Origin of the sequence: Shimia sp., from assembly GCF_022448905.1 — a bacterium.
Taxonomy (GTDB): domain Bacteria; phylum Pseudomonadota; class Alphaproteobacteria; order Rhodobacterales; family Rhodobacteraceae; genus Shimia.
Genome location: NZ_JAKVCW010000006.1, coordinates 256,581 through 271,986, shown reverse-complemented (window position 1 = coordinate 271,986; position 15,406 = coordinate 256,581). Strand labels below are relative to the sequence as shown.

The 15,406-nt window shown below is 58.0% G+C and carries 18 protein-coding genes and 1 tRNA gene; 9 read left to right on the top strand and 10 right to left on the bottom strand.

The window, feature by feature from the left end; all coding sequences use genetic code 11:
• Positions 1 to 63 precede the first annotated feature (63 nt).
• The 4 genes from MK208_RS09650 to MK208_RS09635 all read right to left on the bottom strand — a co-directional run bounded on the left by MK208_RS09650 (position 64) and on the right by MK208_RS09635 (position 3,721).
• Positions 64 to 140, bottom strand: a tRNA-Arg gene (locus MK208_RS09650).
• 62 nt (positions 141 to 202) lie between these two features.
• Positions 203 to 1,591, bottom strand: a complete 1,389-nt coding sequence (locus MK208_RS09645) for a HAMP domain-containing sensor histidine kinase (protein ID WP_294116228.1) — start codon at positions 1,589 to 1,591, stop codon at positions 203 to 205.
• A gap of 18 nt (positions 1,592 to 1,609) precedes the next feature.
• Entirely contained in the window at positions 1,610 to 3,028 is a 1,419-nt protein-coding gene (locus MK208_RS09640; protein ID WP_294116226.1) for an FAD-dependent oxidoreductase, read from the bottom strand.
• 3 nt (positions 3,029 to 3,031) lie between these two features.
• Positions 3,032 to 3,721 (bottom strand): TVP38/TMEM64 family protein, encoded by a 690-nt coding sequence (locus MK208_RS09635; protein ID WP_294116264.1) that lies wholly within the window; start codon positions 3,719 to 3,721, stop codon positions 3,032 to 3,034.
• Positions 3,722 to 4,179: 458 nt separating this feature from the next.
• On the opposite strand from MK208_RS09635, the gene rpmH reads away from it, so the two are divergent.
• From rpmH to MK208_RS09590, 9 genes are all read left to right on the top strand, one after another.
• Positions 4,180 to 4,314: a 50S ribosomal protein L34 gene (gene rpmH / locus MK208_RS09630; protein WP_005980833.1), complete on the top strand. Its 135-nt coding sequence runs from the start codon at positions 4,180 to 4,182 to the stop codon at positions 4,312 to 4,314.
• A 33-nt stretch (positions 4,315 to 4,347) separates the two neighbouring features.
• Entirely contained in the window at positions 4,348 to 4,782 is a 435-nt protein-coding gene (rnpA, locus tag MK208_RS09625) for a ribonuclease P protein component (protein WP_294116224.1), read from the top strand.
• A 153-nt stretch (positions 4,783 to 4,935) separates the two neighbouring features.
• Positions 4,936 to 5,256, top strand: coding sequence for an antibiotic biosynthesis monooxygenase family protein (locus MK208_RS09620; protein WP_294116222.1), 321 nt, complete (start codon positions 4,936 to 4,938; stop codon positions 5,254 to 5,256).
• A gap of 137 nt (positions 5,257 to 5,393) precedes the next feature.
• Positions 5,394 to 5,714, top strand: a complete 321-nt coding sequence (locus tag MK208_RS09615; protein WP_294116221.1) for an antibiotic biosynthesis monooxygenase family protein — start codon at positions 5,394 to 5,396, stop codon at positions 5,712 to 5,714.
• A gap of 180 nt (positions 5,715 to 5,894) precedes the next feature.
• Positions 5,895 to 6,758, top strand: a complete 864-nt coding sequence (gene argB / locus MK208_RS09610; protein ID WP_294116220.1) for an acetylglutamate kinase — start codon at positions 5,895 to 5,897, stop codon at positions 6,756 to 6,758.
• Positions 6,759 to 6,823: 65 nt separating this feature from the next.
• A complete protein-coding gene (locus tag MK208_RS09605; protein ID WP_294116219.1) occupies positions 6,824 to 7,618 on the top strand; it encodes a sterol desaturase family protein in 795 nt (264 codons plus the stop codon).
• Positions 7,615 to 8,241 carry a ferredoxin gene (locus tag MK208_RS09600; protein WP_294116218.1) on the top strand — a complete coding sequence of 209 codons (627 nt, stop codon included), beginning with the start codon at positions 7,615 to 7,617 and terminating at the stop codon, positions 8,239 to 8,241. Before MK208_RS09605 ends, MK208_RS09600 begins: the two co-directional genes overlap by 4 nt.
• A complete protein-coding gene (locus MK208_RS09595; RefSeq protein WP_294116217.1) occupies positions 8,238 to 8,753 on the top strand; it encodes a histidine phosphatase family protein in 516 nt (171 codons plus the stop codon). Before MK208_RS09600 ends, MK208_RS09595 begins: the two co-directional genes overlap by 4 nt.
• 66 nt (positions 8,754 to 8,819) lie before the next feature.
• Positions 8,820 to 9,269, top strand: coding sequence for a DUF411 domain-containing protein (locus tag MK208_RS09590; RefSeq protein WP_294116216.1), 450 nt, complete (start codon positions 8,820 to 8,822; stop codon positions 9,267 to 9,269).
• Positions 9,270 to 9,320: 51 nt separating this feature from the next.
• Here MK208_RS09590 and MK208_RS09585 read toward each other — a convergent pair whose 3' ends face one another.
• From MK208_RS09585 to MK208_RS09560, 6 genes are all read right to left on the bottom strand, one after another.
• On the bottom strand, positions 9,321 to 10,112 hold the full coding sequence (locus MK208_RS09585; RefSeq protein WP_294116215.1) for an amino acid ABC transporter ATP-binding protein: 792 nt from the start codon (positions 10,110 to 10,112) through the stop codon (positions 9,321 to 9,323).
• Positions 10,113 to 10,127: 15 nt separating this feature from the next.
• A complete protein-coding gene (locus MK208_RS09580) occupies positions 10,128 to 11,423 on the bottom strand; it encodes an amino acid ABC transporter permease (RefSeq protein ID WP_294116213.1) in 1,296 nt (431 codons plus the stop codon).
• Position 11,424: 1 nt separating this feature from the next.
• Positions 11,425 to 12,657: an ABC transporter permease subunit gene (locus MK208_RS09575; protein WP_294116211.1), complete on the bottom strand. Its 1,233-nt coding sequence runs from the start codon at positions 12,655 to 12,657 to the stop codon at positions 11,425 to 11,427.
• A 122-nt stretch (positions 12,658 to 12,779) separates the two neighbouring features.
• Complete coding sequence (locus MK208_RS09570) at positions 12,780 to 13,796, bottom strand: amino acid ABC transporter substrate-binding protein (RefSeq protein WP_294116209.1); 1,017 nt, start codon at positions 13,794 to 13,796, stop codon at positions 12,780 to 12,782.
• A 200-nt stretch (positions 13,797 to 13,996) separates the two neighbouring features.
• The gene (locus tag MK208_RS09565) at positions 13,997 to 14,707 is read right to left on the bottom strand and encodes an ATP12 family protein (RefSeq protein ID WP_294116207.1); all 711 of its coding nucleotides are present in this window, start codon (positions 14,705 to 14,707) and stop codon (positions 13,997 to 13,999) included.
• Positions 14,704 to 15,381, bottom strand: coding sequence for an HAD-IA family hydrolase (locus MK208_RS09560; RefSeq protein ID WP_294116205.1), 678 nt, complete (start codon positions 15,379 to 15,381; stop codon positions 14,704 to 14,706). The genes MK208_RS09565 and MK208_RS09560 overlap by 4 nt, the downstream gene beginning before the upstream one ends.
• Positions 15,382 to 15,406: the final 25 nt, after the last annotated feature.

The window sequence follows — 15,406 nt, the reverse complement described above, 5'->3', positions numbered from 1 at the left end:
AAACAGGGCGTAAAACGTCAATGTATGGAAGCTGGATATGTCACTATTCTGTGGGGAGTATAGTGGCGCTCTGGGGAGGATTCGAACCCCCGACCCCTTGATTCGTAGTCAAGTACTCTATCCAGCTGAGCTACCAGAGCGCGGTGTGAGGGGCGGTTTAAAGTGAACTCTCAGGGGGCGCAAGGGCTAAAACGAAGAAAAATCATTTTATCGCCACTTCCCCTTTCGGAAGGCATATTTCAAAGGTTGTTCCGCCCGCGCCGGTCTCTGAAAGCGTGAGCATTCCGCCGTGTCCGCGCACCAATTCTGAGGAAATTGCCAGCCCCAAACCGGACCCGCCTTTGCGAATCCCGCCTTGGAACGGTTGATAGAGGTGTTCCTGTGCTTTGGGCGGCAACCCCGGCCCGGTGTCTTTCACCGTGATCAGCCATGAGTCGTCATTTTCCGTGGCACTCACTGCGATCTCACCCGGCTGCCCGCTCGCCACAATCGCCTGCCGCGCATTGCGCACCAGATTGCTCACCACCCGGAACATCTGCTCCGGATCGGCCCGAACCATCATGCCCGCCGGAATATCCTCGCCAAAGCTCAGGTCGTAGTCTTCCACCGCCAGCCGTTCAGAGGCGATCACATCACCCACGGTCTCACTCAACGCAAACCGCGTCAGCGCCGGCGCAGGCTCCTCAGCTTTGCCAAACGCCAAAGTACTTTCACACAGATGCACCGCGCGGGTGATCGAGTTCACCAGTTTGGGCGCCAACCGCCGCACAAGCGGGTCTTCACTGCTTTCAATGCGATCGGTGAACAGCTGCGCCGAGGTCAGGATATTGCGCAGATCATGGCTCACCTTAGCCACCGCGCCGCCCAGTTGTGCCAACCGTTCCCGCTGTTTGAGCGAAGCTGTCAACTCTGTCTGCAACGCCAGCAAGGCCTCTTCCGCCTCCCGCAATTCCGTCACACCGGCTTGCGGCTTAATCAGACTGCGCGCATCCTCCGGGGCCGCGGCATAGGTCTGCATATAGCCGACCACGCCTTTGATCGGGCGAACTAAAATGGCCCGCACCGCCAGAAACAGCAAAAATGCCGTGACCACCGAGATCACCGCAGACAGCGCCAGAATGCGCACACCGTAGTCAATCATCGACATGCGCAGCTCTGCGGTGTCCATCGTCACCTCGATCAACAGCCCGGCGTCCTGCACCGGCGCGCCAATCACCCGCACCACACGGTTGCGGGTCTCAAACAGCTGCATCATCGCGTCTTTGATCAACACGCCCGCCGTGGCGCTGCGCATGTCATAGGTCGCGCTGATCGGCTCCGGGATGGGAGAGCTCAAGATCAACTGCCGCATCTCATCGCGCCGCAGCACCACGTTATACACGCCCGCGTTTTTCAAGAGCTCCTGCTCCAGCTCCACATCAATCATGTCATCCGCCAGAAGCGCAAGCGAGGCAATCTGCGCCCGCTCCAACCGCAGCAACAGATAGTCTTCCCGATAGCGCGCAATCGACGGCACAAAGATCAGGATTTCCGCCAGCATCACAAAGATGACCGTCAGGATCAGGAACCGACCTGAAAGCGTGTTGAGCATGTTTCGCGACCGTTCTGGTTACGGCAGCCAGCGTTGCACCAAGCCAACCACCCGTTTCACCTTAGGATTATCAAACAGTTGCGGCGAGAAATAGGCCCCTGCAACCCGCTTGTTGATTTCGCCCACCGTAGGATAGGGCGACACCATCCCCGCCACCGCGCTCATCTTCAGTTTATTGGCAATCACCAGCGACCACAGATTCACCAACTCCCCCGCCTGCGGCCCGACAATCGACACTCCCATCGGGCGGCCTTTCACCACCATCGCCTTGATCAGTCCATAGGCATTGCGCTCGGCAATAAGCCGGTCGTTGTGGTGGCTCTCAAACCGCGTCACGGTCAGCTTGTCGCCATACTGCGCCCGCGCCTCCGCCTCGGTCAGCCCAACCTGCGCCAGCTCTGGGTCGGTGTAAGTCGCATAAGGAATGTGATCTGTGCGCGCCTTGGCCGGCAGCCCAAACAGCATGGACCGGATGATCACCCCGGCCTGATAGCCCGCCACATGGGTGAACTGCGCGCCACCCGCGACATCGCCAATGGCATAGACCTTCTTGTTGGAGGTCTTCAGCGAGGCATCCACCGAAATCCCGGTCTTGTGGGTCTCGATCCCTGCGGCCTCCAGATTGAGCCGCGCCATATTGGCTTTGCGCCCCACGGCCACCAACAGATGGGAGCCGCTAAAGCTGCGCCCATCCTGCGCCTCAACCGTGATCACGCCATCTTTCTGGGTCACCGCCTTCGCCATCGCGTCCTCGGCAATCTCCACACCTTCGCCACGCAGCCGCTCCAGCACAATTGCCGCCATCTCCGGATCATCCCGTCCGAGCGCCTTGGCGCCCTCTATTACAGTGACCTTGACGCCCAACCGCACATGCGCCTGCGCCATCTCCATACCAATTGGCCCGCCGCCAATGATCAACAGATGCTCCGACGTCTCCGTCATCTCAAACAGGGTTTCATTGGTCAGATAGTCTACCTGATCCAACCCGGGGATCGGCGGCACCAGCGGGCTGGACCCGGTGGCAATCACCACGCGCCGTGCCGTGATCTGATGATCCCCGGCCTGCACCACCGACGGGCTGATGAAATGCCCGTATTCCTGGATCACTCGCACGCCAAAGCCTTCAAACCGCTCCACGCTGTCCATCGGTTCAATTTGGGCAATCACATCCGCCACATGCGCCTTGGCCGCCGCATAATCCACCTGCGGCACCTGATCAGGCACACCAAAGGCGCCGCCCTTGGTTTGCTGATGCGCCATTTTGGCGCTCGCCAGCAGGGCCTTGCTGGGAACGCAGCCAAAGTTCAGGCAATCGCCGCCCATCTTGTGGCCTTCCAGCAGCACCACGCTGGCCCCCATCTGGCTTGCCCCAGCCGCCACAGACAACCCACCAGAGCCAGCCCCGATGACCAGCACATCCGTCTTGATCTGTTCCATGATTTACAGCGCCTCTTTGCCGCGAATGAGTTTGAGCACAACCGGCAGGAACGCCAGCGCCGCCAGGCCAAGGATCGGCAACAACACATGTGGCTCAAAAATAATGCCCAGATCCGGCGTCTCGCCACGGGCAAACACCTCGCCCAATCCGGCACCCACTGACGTGTACACCAGCCCACCGGGAATAATGCCAATGAAAGTGGACACCACATAACGCCACAGCGGCACGCCCACGAGGGCTGGGATCAGGTTAGCCACAAAGAAAGGCACCAAAGGCACCAGACGGATGATGAACAGCATCGACCACTGGTTCTCATCAATTCCGTCCTTGATCGCTTTCACCTTTCCCTCGCTGGCATCCATCTTCGCTGCCAACCGGTCGCCAAGCCCCCATCGCGCGGCCAGAAATACCACCGTGGCGCCAATCGTCGCCGCGCCTACGTTGAACAACACCCCAGGAAAGGTGCCAAACAGAAAGCCGCCGGTCAGCGTCGCGATGGTGGCCCCCGGCAAAGAGAACCCCGCGATCACCACATAAATCGCCATGAACACCACAACAGCAAGCGCGTAATGCGCATCACGGTAGCCAATCAGCATCTCGCGATTATCGCGCAAGGCTTCAAAACTCAGGTAGTCCCCCAAAACATAAGCACCCAATACAGCCCCGGCGACAAGCGCTGCCAGCGGCAGCATACGCGCCAATTTGGATTTGGTTTCTTGCGAAGTATCCGTCACATCAGACATCTTTGATCCGTTTTCTTGGTCTTACCCCAACATGGCTGACGTATTGGTAAAACAACAGAGACCTCACGGGCGCTTGATCACGACGCCACGTTTCGTGAGGAATTCTTGGTTAACCGTAACAATGCGACAAATGACTTGTAATATTGCCACTTGGAAGTCCGTCTCAAAGCCGCCGATTGTTTCAGACGCCCCTTTTGAAAGACACCAAACCACGCAGAAAACAGCCCATTGAAGGAAGAGGCGTTTCATTCGCACAGTTTCCTCTCCGGACCTTGCCTTTTTGCCAAAAATCCCCCATCTGACGTTTGACTTATCCGGCAGGCCCGTCTAAAGACCGGTCTTCGAATAGATAGGCACCGCGAATCTCGCGCCGGGGCCCACTGAAACAACATGACGGAGACGGAGCGATGAAACGCACCTACCAACCTTCGAACCTGGTTCGTAAACGCCGCCACGGCTTCCGTGCGCGCATGGCCACCAAAGCTGGCCGCAAGATCCTGAACGCACGCCGCGCACGCGGTCGTAAGTCGCTGAGCGCATAAGCGCACGACTGCCTGAACAGGCCGTTTAGAAAAATGACACCGCAGGAGACCCCACAGGAAGGCACAGCCTCCAACGGGACAACGTCTCCGGCGGTTTCCGTTTGTGCGCAGCCTGCCCTGCCCGTCCTTAAAAAACGCAGCGACTTCCTCGCCGCCGCCCGTGCCCGCAAGCAAGGCACTAAGGCGATGATGATCCAGGCCCGCAAACGCCGCGACGACGAAGACATCGATCCTTCCGTCATCCGCGTCGGATTCACCTGCTCCAAGAAAGTGGGCAACGCCGTTGCCCGCAACCGCGCCAAACGCCGGATGCGCGAAGTCGCCCGCGCGATTCTCCCAACCCACGGCCAAGCTGGCTGGGACTATGTTCTGATCGGCCGCAAAGACGAAACCGACAGTCGCGCCTTCAAAACCCTGCAAGGGGATCTGAAATGGGCCCTGCGCAAATTGCATACCCCGCGTAAGTAACCCTCTGAAGGCGTTACATGTTCGCACGGCTGCAAACAGATTGTCTAAAATCTAAGACACTCTGTGCCTTTACCGTTTACCCCCTGCTCATATATCCATCCAGTCGAATGTGTTTCGGGGTGAAACCGTTTGAAATCGGTATGGAGTGGATCAATGAGAGAGACAGTGGTGGTCTCCTTCTCAACGGATGAGCGTGACGCAGATCACGTGGCCAGCGCCTTAAAAACGCTGGCCGCCCGCGCCTGCAATATGCCGGGCTGTATCAGCTATGCCGCCACAACCCTTGCGGATTCCCCGTCCGAATTCCACATCCAACAAAAGTGGGACAATGCCGCGGCCTGGCAAGCCTACCTCAACTCCGAGGCGCATTTTGCGTTTCAAACCGAGGTGTACGGCCTGCTGTCAGACCTCACCGTGGCCAAACAGGCCCCCTTGCGCCCACGGCGCTCCACCTGCTTCGCGTTGGCAAGTTAAACACTCAATAACCGACATCTCTAAAATTACCTCACCTTTAAGGCGAAGGCGCCATTTTCTTTCACTGTTAAGTAAACTTTTCCGACGCAGGCTTGGCGCATTACCGCTGTCTGCAAAGAATCGGCAAAGGCTTTCAGATGACCGTTACAATTATGGCGTCCTTTTATCTCGACTCGCCCAACCGCACCCGCGTGCGCAAGGGATTGCTGCGCCTCGCCCAACGGGTGCTGAACGAGCAAAACTGCCTGCGTTTTGACGTCCACACCGGCACCGGTGATCCGGGACAATTCATTCTGTTCCACCGCTGGGAAAGTCGTCGCGACTGGCAACTCTTCTTGAACAGTGACGCCTTGCATGACTTTCAGGACCTGTTTGAGAACGGGGTCACCGATCTGGTGATCAAAGAGCTGACACCGCATTTTGTCCCCTCCGCCGCACCCTCCGTGCATGCGCGTTAAGACGCTGTTGTTAACAAACAGCCCCACCTCCGCAAAACAGTCGTGATACCGACGCAATACTGATGTGCCAAATCGGGTTAATTTGCCCCTTTTTTACCAAATCGGCACATCAACCCTCCGGTGCGTCTTGGCACTCCTGACAAGAGCGGTTAACACGCTCTGACAAAGAGGCCAGCCAACATGAAGACACAAGATATGAACCGCGATTGGATCGCCACCGCCCGCACCCTGTCCCAAGCCCTGCCCTACCTGCAGCGCTACACCGGTGCGACCGTGGTTATTAAGCTTGGCGGACACGCCATGGGCAGCGACGAAGCCATGGATGATTTTGCTCGCGACGTGGTTCTGATGCGCCAGGTGGGCATCAACCCGGTGATCGTGCACGGCGGTGGTCCGATGATCAACGCGATGCTGGAACGTCTTGAAATCAAATCCGATTTTGTGAACGGCAAACGCGTCACCGACGCCGCAACTGTCGAAGTGGTGGAGATGGTTTTGTCCGGTGTGGTCAACAAACGCATCGTCTCTGCGATCAACCGTCAGGGCGGCAAAGCGGTTGGTCTGTCTGGCAAAGACGCCAACCTGATTGTCTGTGACCAAACCAACCCAGACCTCGGCTTTGTCGGCACCCCGGCCGACATGAACCCAGCGATTCTGCACGAACTCTTTGCCAATGACACCATTCCGGTGATCGCGCCTTTGGGCGCGGGCCGCAACGGCGAAACCTACAACATCAACGGCGACACTGCCGCCGGCGCCATTGCCGGAGCCTTGGAAGCGGACCGCCTTCTGCTGCTGACTGATGTAGCCGGTGTGAAGAACGGCGAAGGCGAAGTTCTGACAGAGCTAAAAGCGCAACAAATCCGCGACCTTACTGAAGAAGGCGTGATTGCTGGTGGCATGATCCCCAAGACCGAAACAGCCCTTGCCGCCATCGAAAAAGGCGTGCGCGCTGTGGTCATTCTGGACGGCCGCGCCCCCAATGCTTGCCTGCTGGAGCTCTTCACCGAACATGGTGCAGGCTCGATGATCCGAGCCGACTAACACCGCCCCTTTTCACATTCTGAAAAATAAATATATTGAGAGGCCACCACTATGGATGCCTCTTAATGCAACACGAGCTTCTGATCCGCCTGAGCGTTTTCTTTGGCCTCTTCATCCTACTCGCTGGGATCGAAACGTTGGCCCCACGTCGACCGTTGAACTGGTCCAAATCCCGCCGCTGGATGACCAACTGGGGGCTGTCTGCCCTCAACACCTTAACCCTTCGCGCCCTGGCCATCGCTTTGCCCTTGCTCGCCGTCGGCGCGGCCTCTGATGCCCAATCCAACGGCTGGGGTCTGTTCAACATCTTGCACCTCCCCGTCGCAATTGAGTTCATTTTGGCAATCCTGATCCTGGATTTTGCCATTTGGTTGCAACACCTTATCACCCACAAAGTCCCGCTCCTGTGGCGCCTGCATCGGGTGCACCACGCGGATCCAGACTTTGATGTCACCACCGCCATTCGCTTCCATCCGGTGGAAATTGCGCTGTCGATGGGGCTCAAAATCAGCCTGATCTATCTGCTTGGTCCTGCCGCGCTGGCCGTGCTGGTGTTTGAAATCCTGCTCAACGGCACCGCGTTGTTCAACCACGCCAACATCCACCTGCCCGCCAAACTCGACCGTTTGATCCGGCTTGTTTTGGTCACACCCGACATGCATCGTGTGCATCATTCGGTGCTTCGGGACGAGCACGACAGCAACTATGGCTTTGCCCTGTCGATCTGGGACCGCGCGCTGGGAACCTATATCGCGCAACCCCGTGCAGGACATAATGAGATGACCATCGGATTAGAGTGGCAAGATACCCGCCCCACCAAACTTTCCTGGAGCCTGCGCCTCCCCTTCCGTGCAAAATGACGCTGGACGCCATCCAAGCTGCCGCCGCAAACGCGGGCCTGCTCACCATGGGGGCGCTGCATGAGGACGGCAAAACCATTGTGCTCTTTGGCACCGGCCCGGCTTTTTGGGCCGCATTTAGCGCGTCGCCAGAATATCTGGACGGTGAAAAGCATCCAGTCGACCGGTGGTCCAAACGGGTGGTTGGCAATCTCGCCCACGAGTTTGGCGGAACATGCCAATTCCCCTCCGACGGCCCGCCCTATCCGCCGTTCATTCGTTGGGCCTTGGACAGCGGACCGTTCTTCCAAAGCCCCGTCGGCATGATGGTGCACCCCGAAGTGGGCCTGATGATCTCCCTACGTGGGGCGCTGATCTTGCCGACAGAAATCCCTTTACCTCAGCAGGATATGCCCTCTCCCTGCCTCACCTGTAAGGCCCCCTGCACCACGACCTGTCCGGTGGACGCGCTCAGCGCAGAAACCGGCTACAAGGTCGCTGCTTGCCACGCCTTCTTGGACACCCAAGAAGGCTCCGACTGCATGTCCCGCGGTTGCATTGCCCGCCGCGCCTGTCCACACTCAGGCAAAGCCGAGCGCACCGACGCGCAATCCGCCTTACATATGAGGTCCTTTCATCCATGAGCCGTACCCTGATCCTGATGCGCCACGCCAAATCAAGCTGGGACGACTTCATGCAACCGGATCACGCCCGCCCTCTCAACGCACGCGGCCGCACCTCCGCCGCCGCGATGGGCAAGTGGCTCAAAGACAACGACTATTTGCCTGAGGAGCTGCTCTGCTCCACCGCAGAACGCACCCGCGAGACCTATGCCCGACTAGGCATCACTGCGGCCACAACCCGCTACGAGGATGCCCTCTATCACGCCGGTGCGGACGTCATGCTGCATGTTCTGCAAACCGCAGAGGCCAACACCATCCTGATGCTGGGGCACAACCCGGGCATCGCCTACTTCGCTGAAATGCTGGCCCAAAATCAGGCCAGCGACCCGCGCTTCTCGGACTATCCCACCTGCGCCACCACCGTGTTTCACTTTGATCTCCACAGCTGGTCCGACGTGAAATTCTCGCAAGGCACAGTGATAGACTTCGCAATCCCCCGCGAGGTCATCGCTGCGCAAGAAGACGCCACTTGATCCAGCGCATTGCGCCACCGTTTGCTGGTGCCTATCTGTCCAACAACGCCAAACAAGGAGCCCCTCATGCACCGCCGCGCCTTTCTGCTGGCCGCCGCCAGCCTGCCTCTCGCCAGTCTTCCCGCCATGGCCGACACCCCTACCATCAAGGTTGTAAAATCCCCTACTTGCGGCTGCTGTGGTGCTTGGGAAGACCACCTGCGCGCGGAAGGGTTCATTGTCGAGAGCCACGCAATCCCGGATGAACAGCTCTGGGACATCAAAGCCCGCCTGGGCCTGACGGATGAGACCTCCTCTTGCCACACAGGCTTGATCGACGGCTATCTTGTTGAGGGCCACGTACCGGCATCCGACATTCGCCGTCTTCTCGCCGAGCGCCCCAGTGCACGTGGCATCACTGTGCCGAGTATGCCCATGGGCTCTCCCGGCATGGAAGTGGGCGGCGAGGTCGAGCCTTATGACACCCTGCTGATCCATCCAGATGGCCGTACAGAAGTGTTTGAAAGCCATAGCTAAACGCAAAAGGCCGGGCAAATGCCCGGCCTTCTTTTTGATCTGTGTTCGGGATCAGTGACCCAGAATCTGGCTCAGGAACAACTGGGTCCGTTCGCTCTTCGGGTTGTTGAAGAACTCTTCCGGTTCGTTCTGCTCCACGATCTGGCCCTGGTCCATGAAGATCACACGGTTCGCCACCTGACGGGCAAAGCCCATCTCGTGGGTCACGCAGAGCATGGTCATGCCCTCTTCCGCCAGTTCGATCATGGTGTCGAGCACCTCTTTGATCATCTCCGGGTCAAGCGCCGAGGTTGGTTCGTCAAACAGCATGATGCGCGGCTTCATGCACAGCGAACGGGCAATCGCCACACGCTGCTGCTGACCACCGGACAACTGACCTGGATACTTCAGAGCCTGATCCGGGATCTTCACCTTCTCAAGGAAGTGCATCGCGATCTCTTCGGCTTCTTTCTTGGGTGTTTTGCGCACCCAGATCGGCGCCAGCGTACAGTTCTCAAGGATCGTCAGATGCGGGAACAGGTTGAAGTGCTGGAAGCACATGCCAACCTCGGACCGGATCTTGTCGATGTTCTTGAGGTCGTTGGACAGCTCGGTACCATCCACGATGATGTCGCCCGACTGGTGCTCTTCCAGACGGTTGATACAGCGGATCAGGGTCGATTTACCGGAGCCGGATGGCCCCGCAATCACGATCCGCTCACCTTCATTGACGGTCAGGTTGATGTCGCGCAGCACGTGGAAAGACCCGTACCACTTGTTCATGTTGGAGATTTGAATAGCGACTTCGCTGCCCACATGCATCTTGGAGCGGTCGATTTCGCGATCAGACATAAGTTCAGACATATTGTGAACTCCTTCTTAGTGGCCTTTGTGCAGCTTGCGCTCAAGCCACTGGGAATATTGAGAGATGCCGTAGCAAACGACGAAGAACAGGGCGGCGGCAAAGCCGAAAAGTTCCCAGTAAACGCCGTTCCATTCGGTAGATGCGAGGATCGGCCCACGGATCATCCCCACGAGGTCGAACATCGAGATGACCGACACGAGGGTTGTGTCCTTGAACAAGCCCACCGCCACGTTCACGATACCCGGAATCGAGATCTTCAACGCTTGCGGCAGAATGATCAGACGCATCGCCTGCGGATAGTCCAGCCCAAGGCTGTCAGCCGCCTCATACTGCCCTTTTGGCAACGCGGCGAGACCACCCCGTACCACCTCGGCAATATAGGCCGCCGAGAACAGCGTGATCATGATCACAACCCGCAGGAACAGGTCCACCGTCGCATCCGGCGGGAAGAAGTAGGACAGCATGACCGACGCCACAAACAACAGCGTGATCAGCGGAACCCCCCGCACAAATTCGATGAAGACAACGCAGATGCCTTTGATCAGCGGCATGTCAGACTGACGGCCCAACGCCAAGGCAATCCCCAGCGGCACCGACAACGACACACAGGTCAGACCCAGCATCATGTTGAGCATAAAGCCACCAAGGTCGCGGCTCGGCACAGCCGGCAGCAATGCGCTGTCAGACGCACCTTCCGGAATCATCGCCCCGCCAAGCGCCCAGATGATCAACGCAATGACCACGGCTCCAAAGAAGCCAAGAGCAAAGTTGTTGCGACCGAATTTCTGGAAAAACGCGCCCGCAGCGACAAAGCCAACCAACGCAACCAGCGGTGCGAGAATGGTGCCACCCCAGATCAGCCAAAAGGCCACAAACGGATAGAGCGCAGTGAAGATCAACAGCTTGCGCGGCAGGTCAAAGAACAAGACCGGCGCAATGGCGACCAGCATCAGCACAAAGGCCACATTTGGACGCCAGTATTCATCCACCGGGTATTTGAACCCATAGATCAGCTGGTTCCAACGCTCGGTCAGCACCGAGAAACAGGCGCCTGTGGTGCCGTCCAGAATCTCCCGACATTCCGCGAGAGACGAGGTGGTCCAAAGGCCGTTGAAAATCCACGGCAACGTGTTTTTCAGCACCGAATAGATCAGTAGCAGCGCCACAATTGTCAGGATGCTGTTCGGAATAGAGGAGAACAGGTTCTCCCGCATCCATTTCACCACACCGGTCTCACGCGCCGGGGGCGGGCTTTCCGGGATGGTTTCGGTGGCGACAAAAGCGATGGAGTTGTTGTTTTGATCAGACATCTCAGCGCTCCTTCAACTTAACGGATGCGTTGTAGACGTTCATCGCCATAGAGATGAGCAACGACGCGGTGAGATAGAACAACATCAGCAGGAGCACACATTCAATCGCGCGGCCGGTCTGGTTGAGCGTAATGCCCCCCAGCGTCGCGGTGATATCCGCATAGCCCACGGCAATCGCCAGAGAGGAGTTCTTAGTGATGTTCAGATACTGAGAGATCAACGGCGGAATGATCACCCGCAAAGCCTGTGGCAGGATCACGAGGTTCATCACGCGACGAGGGCGCAAACCCAGTGCAGAGGCCGCCTCGGTCTGGCCTTTAGACACAGCCTGAATACCAGCACGCACGTTTTCCGCAATGAAGGCACCGGTGTAGATCGACAACGCAAACCACAGCGCGATCAGAGGACCGCCAACTTTGATGCCGCCTTTGAAGTTAAAGCCTTTCAGTTCCGGCACTTCCCAGCTCAGACCCATGATGAACATCAAGGCAATAAACGGCACCAGCCAGATCGCCAGGTTGATCCATAGTGTCTTAGGACGCACACCGGTCTCAGCCTGCACATTCGCGGCCCGGGCGTTGTTGGTCCGCACCGCGTACCACGACCCAGCCGCAACCAGCAGCACCAGAACCCAGTTCAGCGTTGCACTGCCAAACAGCCCGTTCTCAAAGAACGGCATCGGGATGTAGACACCCCGGTTGGTGAAGGCAAACAGGTCCAGCACCATGCTCGACGTCGCGTTGTCGCCCCGGAACTCGCGTGGTCCAGGCATGACCGCGGTCATGATGGTGAAGATGATGATGATCCAGATCAGCACCGGAATGTTGCGGAAGATTTCCACGTAGACGGCCATCAACTTGGACACGATCCAGTTGTTGGACAGGCGCAGAACACCGGCGATCACACCAAATATGGTCGCGGTGACACAGGCCAGAAACGCCACCAGAATAGTGTTCAGAACACCGACAAGCGCGGCGCGCGCATGGCTGGATTGGCTGTCATATTCGACAAGACGCTGGTTGATGTCATAACCAGCTGGATCGCCGAGAAAACTGTAAGAAATATTGAGGCCGGCGGCCCGAAGGTTCTGGATAAGGTTGTTGCCCAGATACCAAATCGCCAGCGCCAGAGCGACGGCTGCAATTGCTTGGAACGTCAACGAGCGATAGCGCGTATCGTTGATCAGCATAGACAGCCGGAACGACTCCTTGGGAGGGTCGGTCAGAGTGGTCATATAGGATCTTCCCCGTTCGTCGGCCGGTTAATTATGGGCGTCGTTGCGCCATGGCCGATTATTGTTGTGGGTCTTCAATGCGAAAAGGGCGCGGTATGAACCGCGCCCTTTCCGTGATGTGTTTAGCGGAAGGGCGGGGAGTAGATCAGGCCGCCGTCGGTCCACTGAGCGTTCAGGCCACGGGCCAGACCGATCGGAGTGGATTCACCGATGTTGCCTTCAAACAGCTCACCGTAGTTGCCGCCCGCCATTACAGCGTTTTTGCCCCAGTCAGCGCTCAGGCCGAGCATCTCGCCCAGGTTGCCTTCGGTGCCGAGCAGACGGTTGATTTCTGGGTTGTTGGTGCCTGCAGCCATCTCACCGATGTTTGCGGAGGTCACACCCAGCTCTTCTGCAGTGATCAGAGCGTTCAGGGACCAGCGAACCACGTCACCCCAGTTGTCGTCGCCGTGACGCACCAGTGGGCCCAGAGGCTCTTTGGAGATGATTTCTGGCAGCAGAACGTGCGCAGATGGATCTTCGAAGGTCGCACGTGTCGCCGCCAGACCGGATGCGTCGGTGGTGTACACGTCACATGCGCCTGCCAGATACTGCTGCTGAGCTTCTGCGTTGGTTTCGATTGGAACCGGCTCGTAGCTGATGTTGTTGGAACGGAAGAAATCCGCCAGGTTCAGCTCGGTGGTGGTACCGGTTTGGATACAAACGGTTGCGCCGTCCAGTTCTTTCGCGGAGGACACACCCAGTTCTTTTGGAACCATGAAGCCCTGACCGTCATAGTAGTTCACGCCAACAAAGGTGAACTTCAGGTCTACGTCACGGGAGAATGTCCATGTGGTGTTACGTGCCAGCATGTCGATCTCGCCGGAAGCCAGCGCGGTGAAGCGGGTCTTACCGGTGGTCGGAACAAACTCGACCGCTTTCGGGTCGCCCAGTACAGCGGCTGCCACTGCACGGCACACACCAACGTCGAACCCCATCCATTCGCCGTTTGCGTCAGGTGCCGCGAAGCCAACCAGACCGGTGGTCACACCACAGTTCAGCTTGCCGCGCGCTTTAACATCGTCAAGCGTGCCAGCAGCAGCTGCACCGGCCGCCAGGCCAGCAACTGTCAGTGCACCGAAAACTACGGATTTTTTCATTTTTACCTCTTCCTGTTGTCCACCCTATCCCGGGTGGTTTTTGGTCCTGTTAGACCGAAAGTAGATGATCAGAGATTACACCCCCCTCACATCGGTGTTCAGTTTGGTCGCATTCATCGCCAAACGTCAAGAGGTCCATCACGCAATACTATCAATGCTTGCGCTATCAGCCTCTTGACCTTGTTTTACATGCAAAACGCTCAGTCTTTGCTCAGCTTGTAGAAGGTGTAAGCGTGCATAAACGCTTGCCTTTTCTTCTCCGCTTCTTCTGCGGCGTCCTCGTCGCGTCCCCACTGATCTTCCTGCCATTGCTCGTCGATTCGGGAGAGTTCCCAAAGCGTTTCGATCGGGTGCAAATCACAGGTTGCGGCGAATCCGATGATCAGCGATCCGGAGATGCCCACCAGATCATGGAACGCGGCCAACTCGAAGTTGTCAAAGCCGTGTGTTTTCTCGCTAAGCTTGCTTAGCGCGTCAGCGTCCTGCGCTTCAAACATCACCCCGGCAACCGGCTTCAATCGGGCGTTAAAAGTCTCTGCGGCCCAGTCCAGAAGCGGGTCCCAGGCCGCCGCCTGACGGGCGATCAACTCTTCGGGAGTTGTGGCGCGATAACAGACCAAATCGCTGCCACCGTACTCCGCCAACATATCCGCCACTTCACCGTGCTGCACCGCAACCTTGTCGATGGCCGCATTCACCGAGCGGGTAACCGGCATGGTACTCGGATCGATTTTCTCGTCCTGCGCATCCCACTCTTCCACAACAGCCTTGGCCATCGCCTCGGTGGGCACAACCAGCGGCGCCTTGGCCGGGGTTTTTACGCCGCGCCCGTCCAACAACACTTTGTAACCGCCTTCTGTGGCCTCATAGGTTGTCTCTTTCCAAAATCGTTTCTTGGCCCATTCGCTCATGGCTGACCCTCCCAAATCTGTGTCAGCGCATTTTCCAACGCCGCAAAATCCTCAACGATACGATGAGCTGCGCCCAGCGCATCCCGCGCGTGATAGCCCCACCCCACACCAATGCCAGCCACACCGGCGGCGGCGGCCATCTCCATGTCGTAACTTGTGTCGCCAATCATCAACGCATCCCGCGCATCCACACCGGTTTCCGCCAGCGCTGTTGTGATCATCGACGGATGTGGTTTGGACGGATGGTCATCGGCCACCTGCGTGGTGACAAACATGCCCTGCAAGCCATGACCTTCAATCAACTTGTCGAGCCCGCGCCGCGACTTGCCCGTGGCCACGCCCAGCAGCACATCGTCCTGCGCTCGCAGCCGCTCCAAAACATCGCGTGCACCGGCAAAGAACGGCGATGACTGGGCCACACCTGTCTCTGCGCGCCGATGCATGTATCCCTGCTTATAGCCGTCCACCAAACGTACCCGCAGCGCGGCATCCGCCTCTGGCAGTAGCTTGAACATCGCCATATCCAGCGAAAGCCCCACAATCGACAGCGTGTCTTCGCGGCTTGGCGGCGCCAATCCCTCACCGTCAAAGGCAAGGTTCATCGCTTCGACAATCAGCCCCTGGCTATCCACCAGCGTGCCATCCACATCAAAAATCACCAGTTTGAGCCGCATTTGGCCTCCGCGTGTTCTGTGGCGC

Excerpts from the sequence above, each read along its gene's own strand:
- MK208_RS09645 (WP_294116228.1), bottom strand. The coding sequence starts at position 1,591 with ATGCTCAACACGCTTTCAGGTCGGTTCCTGATCCTGACGGTCATCTTT.
- MK208_RS09640 (WP_294116226.1), bottom strand. The coding sequence starts at position 3,028 with ATGGAACAGATCAAGACGGATGTGCTGGTCATCGGGGCTGGCTCTGGT.
- MK208_RS09635 (WP_294116264.1), bottom strand. The coding sequence starts at position 3,721 with ATGCTGCCGCTGGCAGCGCTTGTCGCCGGGGCTGTATTGGGTGCTTAT.
- rpmH (WP_005980833.1), top strand. The coding sequence starts at position 4,180 with ATGAAACGCACCTACCAACCTTCGAACCTGGTTCGTAAACGCCGCCAC.
- rnpA (WP_294116224.1), top strand. The coding sequence starts at position 4,348 with ATGACACCGCAGGAGACCCCACAGGAAGGCACAGCCTCCAACGGGACA.
- MK208_RS09620 (WP_294116222.1), top strand. The coding sequence starts at position 4,936 with ATGAGAGAGACAGTGGTGGTCTCCTTCTCAACGGATGAGCGTGACGCA.
- MK208_RS09615 (WP_294116221.1), top strand. The coding sequence starts at position 5,394 with ATGACCGTTACAATTATGGCGTCCTTTTATCTCGACTCGCCCAACCGC.
- argB (WP_294116220.1), top strand. The coding sequence starts at position 5,895 with ATGAAGACACAAGATATGAACCGCGATTGGATCGCCACCGCCCGCACC.
- MK208_RS09605 (WP_294116219.1), top strand. The coding sequence starts at position 6,824 with ATGCAACACGAGCTTCTGATCCGCCTGAGCGTTTTCTTTGGCCTCTTC.
- MK208_RS09600 (WP_294116218.1), top strand. The coding sequence starts at position 7,615 with ATGACGCTGGACGCCATCCAAGCTGCCGCCGCAAACGCGGGCCTGCTC.
- MK208_RS09595 (WP_294116217.1), top strand. The coding sequence starts at position 8,238 with ATGAGCCGTACCCTGATCCTGATGCGCCACGCCAAATCAAGCTGGGAC.
- MK208_RS09590 (WP_294116216.1), top strand. The coding sequence starts at position 8,820 with ATGCACCGCCGCGCCTTTCTGCTGGCCGCCGCCAGCCTGCCTCTCGCC.
- MK208_RS09585 (WP_294116215.1), bottom strand. The coding sequence starts at position 10,112 with ATGTCTGAACTTATGTCTGATCGCGAAATCGACCGCTCCAAGATGCAT.
- MK208_RS09580 (WP_294116213.1), bottom strand. The coding sequence starts at position 11,423 with ATGTCTGATCAAAACAACAACTCCATCGCTTTTGTCGCCACCGAAACC.
- MK208_RS09575 (WP_294116211.1), bottom strand. The coding sequence starts at position 12,657 with ATGACCACTCTGACCGACCCTCCCAAGGAGTCGTTCCGGCTGTCTATG.
- MK208_RS09570 (WP_294116209.1), bottom strand. The coding sequence starts at position 13,796 with ATGAAAAAATCCGTAGTTTTCGGTGCACTGACAGTTGCTGGCCTGGCG.
- MK208_RS09565 (WP_294116207.1), bottom strand. The coding sequence starts at position 14,707 with ATGAGCGAATGGGCCAAGAAACGATTTTGGAAAGAGACAACCTATGAG.
- MK208_RS09560 (WP_294116205.1), bottom strand. The coding sequence starts at position 15,381 with ATGCGGCTCAAACTGGTGATTTTTGATGTGGATGGCACGCTGGTGGAT.